Raw genomic sequence first — 5,193 nt, forward strand, 5'->3', positions numbered from 1 at the left:
ATCTGATACCATCTGGGATATCAGCACCGGCTCAAATGCCTTGATTAACGCCGCCACGATCGTTGACAACGATACACACGGCGGCAGTTCCTATGTTGGCGGTGGTGTGTATTCGGACGCGATCCTCATCCAGGCCGAGCTCGTCGATTCGCATCCAGCACCCGCTCCTGGCCAAGGTCAGCCCTTGGCCAATGAAGTTGTGGCATTTCTCGATAATGACGCAGATGCGCCGACCAACGATGGTCACGGTTCGACCCTTCATGTTCCGGACACGTCCCACTCGGTCGATGTCATGCAAGCGGTTCTCGCATAATAAGAAGAATGCTCGGGGAGCGAGAGTATTATGAAATATGATGAACAGGCGGACTTGCGGGTCATCTCTCAACACTCACGTCAGGCGTTGGTCGGGCGAGAGCAAGAACGGACTCAGTTCGATGAACTGCTTGCGGAGATGGAAAGCACAATCTCTTCGCTCTTCCGGCGAGAGGTCGAGACTGCGCCTTCATCCGATGTTGTCGAACCCGCCGAAATCAGTCCACGGCACACCGCGCAACCCGGCACTGCTCCCATGGAGATCATTGAACCTGTCACTGAGCCCGTCGTGGAAGTACGTCAGGAGCGCCCGCTATCCGCCCCTCCCGCGAGCGCTGAAGTTGGCAGGATAATCGAGGGGGACAGAGGCCCCGTCAAGGCGCGCGAGCCCGTGTCTGGCGGAAATGGTTCGGGAAACGGTGTAGCCGTCAACGATAATGGTGGTGGTGGCTTCCACCAGCGTGTCGCTGCGGTCAGTTTCAGCGACAGCTTCAAAAACGGCGTCAATGCGGTGCGCCGGAACCTCATGATCGCCATGGGGTTCACTATCTTCCTCAACATACTTGTCCTGGCCATTCCAATCTATCTCTTCCAGATATCGGACCGCGTGCTCACCAGCCGATCGACGGATACGCTCGTCATGCTGACACTGGTGATCGTCGGTGCAGTCATAGTGCAGGTGATTCTCGATGCGATACGGCGCTTCATCCTGATGCGAACCGCTGTGGAAGTCGCCGTCCAGCTTGGTGCACCGATCCTTAGCGCTGCAGCGCGTGCATCCCTGCACGGCAACGGCAAGGATTATCAGGTGCTCGGCGATCTTCAGCAGCTCCGTGCGTTCCTCACTTCGGGCACGCTGCTATCTTTCTTCGACGCGCCGATTGCCCCCCTGTTCGTTCTGGCGGTCTTCCTTGTTCACCCGCACCTTGGTTATATCGTCGTTGTTTCGTCGCTGCTCCTCGTCGGCATTGCCTTCATTAACCAGCGCGCAACCGCCGCCTCCTTTGCCGAGGCCACCAGCTACCAAAGCCGCGCAATGCTTCACCTCGATTCAATGTCGCGCAATTCGCAGATCATCAATGCGCTTGCCATGATCCCGGAAGCAGTGCGCATCTGGGGACGCGACATGGCCGGATCCTTGCGCTCCCAAGTCAAGGCGCAGGATCGGAATATCGTGTTTGCCACCCTGTCCAAATGTTCGCGCCTGCTGACGCAGGTGACAATGCTCGGGTGGGGCGCGCATCTTGCCATCGACGGCCAGATGACCGGCGGCATGGTTGTGGCAGCGTCGATCATTGCCGGCCGTGCATTGGCGCCAATTGAAGGCGCAATCGAAGGCTGGAACAGCTTCATACAGTTCCGTTCGGCCTTTGGCCGCATCCGCAACCTTCTGCAAAACTCGCCGTTGAATTTCGAACGGCTGCGATTGCCTGACCCTCAGGGGCGTCTCGACGTCGAGCGCATCCTTTACGTTCCGCCTCCAAATAAGAAGGTCATCCTCAACGGTATTTCCTTTACCCTGATGCCAGGCGAATCCATGGCGGTCATCGGAAATTCCGGCGCGGGCAAGACCACGCTCGGCAAAATGCTGGTTGGCTCTATTTTGCCTACATCGGGAAGTGTCCGGCTCGACCTGATGGACCTTCGCAATTGGGATCAGCGCCAGTTCGGTGAAAACATCGGTTATCTGCCGCAGGATGTGCAACTGTTCCCCGGGACCATCAAGGCCAACATCGCTCGTATGCGCGAAGACGTCACCGATCAGTCGATCTTTGACGCCGCTGTTCTCGCTGATGTCCACGAGTTGATCGCCAGCTTTCCGCAGGGCTATGAGACCATGGTCGCCGCCGATGGCGCTCCGCTATCCGGCGGGCAGAAACAGCGCATTGCCCTTGCACGGGCTTTCTTCGGCAATCCGACGCTCGTCGTTCTGGACGAGCCGAACTCCAACCTCGACTCACAAGGCGACGCGGCTCTCACCAAAGCGCTGTACCACGCCAAGAAACACAACATTACCGTTGTCACGATCACGCAGCGACCGGCCCTCCTTAGCTGTGTCGACAAAATCATGGTCTTGAACAATGGGACTGTCACTATGTTCGGCACGCGGGCCACGGTGATGGAAGCTCTTTCACGCAAGAACAAACCCCAAGCGCCGGTTCAAAACATCCAGGCGGCTGAATAGAATTAACGAGAGGGCTTGAGTATGGCCACCACCGTATTGAACGATCTTAACTGGTATGACGATGTCCCAAGGTCGATCAAGCCTTACAGCAAGTTTGGAGCCGTCTTGATCCTTGTCTGCTTCGGCGGATTCGGAACATGGGCTGCCACCGCGCCGCTCGCCGCCGCTGTCATCGCACCCGGTAGCTTCGTCGCTACCGGCAAGAACAAGGTCGTTCAGCATCTGGAAGGCGGAATCATCAAGGACCTCCTGGTTCGGGAGGGCGATCACGTGAAGGAGGGGGATGAACTCGTCCATCTCGATGAAACCGCGGCTCGTGCAAACTCACAGCAGCTCTTCCTGCGGCAGGCGCGGCTTGAGGCGATACTGGCGCGGCTCCATGCCGTGGTTAAGGGTGAGGCGCGCTATCAACCGCCAAAGATAATTCTCGATAATCTGGCCAATCCGGAGATCCGCGCGGTCAACGACAGTCAGGACGACAATTTTGACGCTGCCCACGCAAAATACGCCAATGAACTGGAAATGATGGAGAGAAACATTTCGGCTCTGGAATTTCGCCGAATCGGACGTAACGCCCAGATTGATGCCACCAAGACTCAGGTCGAGCTACTGAAGAATGAGTACAAGGCGAAATACTCGCTGTTCAAAAAGGGTCTGATGGCTCGCTCTGAGGTGAGCGTGCTTGAGCGTGCCGTCGCTGATGGAATAGGCACCATGGCGCGGCTTGACGCAGAGATCATGGAGGTCAACGCCCAGATCGAGAAATTTCAAAAGGAAATGATCCAGACGAAGGATACGGAAAAGCAGGCGGCGCTCGATGAAATTCAAAGTGCAGAGGCTGAGCTCGACACCATACGCGAGCAAACCCGGCAAGCCGCTAACATCCTTGATCGCACAGTAGTCAAGGCGCCAGTGTCCGGCACCGTCATTCGATTATACTATCACACGTCGGGCGGTGTCATCGAAACCGGCAAACCGATTGTCGAAATCCTGCCGACTGGCGTTCCCCTGATCATCGAAGCGCAAATTCCACGCATGCAAATCGACGAGGTGAAAGAGGGGCAGGAAGCCCATGTGCGATTGAGTGGCCTCAACCAGCGCACCACACCGATCATCAATGGCCGTGTCGACTACGTGTCGGCCGATTCCATGGCCGATACGACGAGCGCGCAGAAGCAGGATATCTATCTTGCGCGCATCAGCATTCCCGCCAACGAACTTGCCCGCATTCGTGGCTTTACCCCGACACCGGGCATGCCCGCGGATATTCTTATACAAACGCATGAGCGCACATTCTTTGAATACCTGGCCAAGCCGGTTATCGACAGCATGTCACGTGCGTTCCGGGAGTACTGAGTTCTAATGAAAACAGCGCCGGCAGCTTCGGGCTGCGGCGCTGTCAATTCAACGGCACGAATGTCTGCTTAGATGCAGGCCATCCAGGCAATACGGCGAATGTCGGTGCGTGCGATCCCAAGATCAGCAAGGTTGCGATCGGTGCACGAACGCAGTTCGTGAAGGTTCTGCCGGTACTGACGATATTTGTGAATACGGTTGCGAAGGCTCATTGGTCTTACCCCTTTTATTGCCCTCCCTGAAAACGACTATGCTTCGATTTGTATCGATTTAAAACTGCAAATGTTGCAGAGCAGCATTGCTCACGGTGCATAGCGGTATAGGGCCGATATGAGCGGTCGCCGTCAGCTGTCGATGCGGGGCTTTTCATCGACAGATAGTTGCGGCTATACAAGGTGCAAGACTTCCATCTGTTCGGGATAAACCATTGTCACAGCCGGTAACGAACGCTCGAGACAGGCTTGAGGAACGACTGGCGCGTCTGACGGCACGCGATGTAAATGAGCGCGTCTTCGTCAAGCTCTATCCCGAAACTGCCCGCCGCGAGGCTGATGCTGCCGATCGACGCCGGCGCGAGGGCGCGGTTCTCGGACCGCTCGACGGGCGGATTGTGTCGATCAAGGATCTTTTCGACGTCGCTGGCGAGCCGACCCTGGCCGGTTCGGTCATCCGGCGTACCGCCAATCCGGCAATTGCCGACGCTCTCATTGTTGAAAGACTACGTGATGCCGGGGCGGTGATCATCGGCAAGACGATCATGACCGAATTTGCCTTCACTGCTGTCGGCCTGAACCCGCACTATCCGACAGCGCCGAACGCCGTCGATCCGGATCGCGTCGCAGGCGGATCGTCCACCGGCGCAGGCATATCGGTGGTGGAAGACACCAGCGATATCTCCATAGGCTCGGATACTGGAGGCTCGGTTCGTATTCCAGCGGCGCTAAATGGAGTCGTTGGATTTAAACCGACAGCCAAGCGTGTTCCGCTGCAAGGTGCTTTCCCGTTGTCGCCAAGTCTCGATTCCATCGGGCCATTGGCGCGGTCCGTTACCGATTGCGCGATTGCCGATGCTGTTATGGCCGGAGGGACGATACCGGTCCCTGAGGCGATTTCGCTGAATGGACTACGGATAGGTGTGCCACGAGGGCAGCTGCTTGCGGAAATGGAAAAGCCGATTGCCGATGCCTTCGAACAATGCCTGCAGGCTTGCGCAAAAGCAGGAGCGATCATCGCCGATTGTTCGGTTGATGATCTGATCGATGCGTTGGCCAGCGCGACGTCGATCGGTTCTATCGCTGGCATTGAAGCCAGCCGGATTCATGCTGAGTGGCTGCGTGATG

Annotated in this window: 4 protein-coding genes and 1 pseudogene; 4 read left to right on the plus strand and 1 reads right to left on the minus strand. The window is 57.0% G+C overall.

The genetic code is table 11. From position 1 onward, the window contains the following. From ACXJ5O_RS18085 to ACXJ5O_RS18095, 3 genes and pseudogenes are all read left to right on the plus strand, one after another. Nucleotides 1-313 (plus strand): annotated as a pseudogene (locus ACXJ5O_RS18085) (hypothetical protein); the annotation flags it as partial. A 30-nt stretch (nucleotides 314-343) separates the two neighbouring features. Next, a complete protein-coding gene (locus tag ACXJ5O_RS18090; RefSeq protein WP_457301102.1) occupies nucleotides 344-2,497 on the plus strand; it encodes a type I secretion system permease/ATPase in 2,154 nt (717 codons plus the stop codon). A gap of 21 nt (nucleotides 2,498-2,518) precedes the next feature. Further along, nucleotides 2,519-3,853, plus strand: a complete 1,335-nt coding sequence (locus ACXJ5O_RS18095) for an HlyD family type I secretion periplasmic adaptor subunit (RefSeq protein WP_457301104.1) — start codon at nucleotides 2,519-2,521, stop codon at nucleotides 3,851-3,853. Between the two features lie 68 nt (nucleotides 3,854-3,921). Here ACXJ5O_RS18095 and ACXJ5O_RS18100 read toward each other — a convergent pair whose 3' ends face one another. Then, nucleotides 3,922-4,065: a DUF1127 domain-containing protein gene (locus tag ACXJ5O_RS18100; protein WP_112526153.1), complete on the minus strand. Its 144-nt coding sequence runs from the start codon at nucleotides 4,063-4,065 to the stop codon at nucleotides 3,922-3,924. Nucleotides 4,066-4,280: 215 nt separating this feature from the next. On the opposite strand from ACXJ5O_RS18100, the gene ACXJ5O_RS18105 reads away from it, so the two are divergent. Next, nucleotides 4,281-5,193, plus strand: a 913-nt coding sequence (locus tag ACXJ5O_RS18105) for an amidase (protein ID WP_457301103.1), incomplete at its 3' end; no start/stop codon positions are given.

The sequence above is a fragment of the Phyllobacterium sp. P5_D12 genome, from assembly GCF_054049495.1.

Bases quoted from the DNA above. Each gene is read 5' to 3' on its own strand.
- ACXJ5O_RS18090 (WP_457301102.1), top strand. From the start codon at position 344: ATGAAATATGATGAACAGGCGGACTTGCGGGTCATCTCTCAACACTCA.
- ACXJ5O_RS18095 (WP_457301104.1), top strand. From the start codon at position 2,519: ATGGCCACCACCGTATTGAACGATCTTAACTGGTATGACGATGTCCCA.
- ACXJ5O_RS18100 (WP_112526153.1), bottom strand. From the start codon at position 4,065: ATGAGCCTTCGCAACCGTATTCACAAATATCGTCAGTACCGGCAGAAC.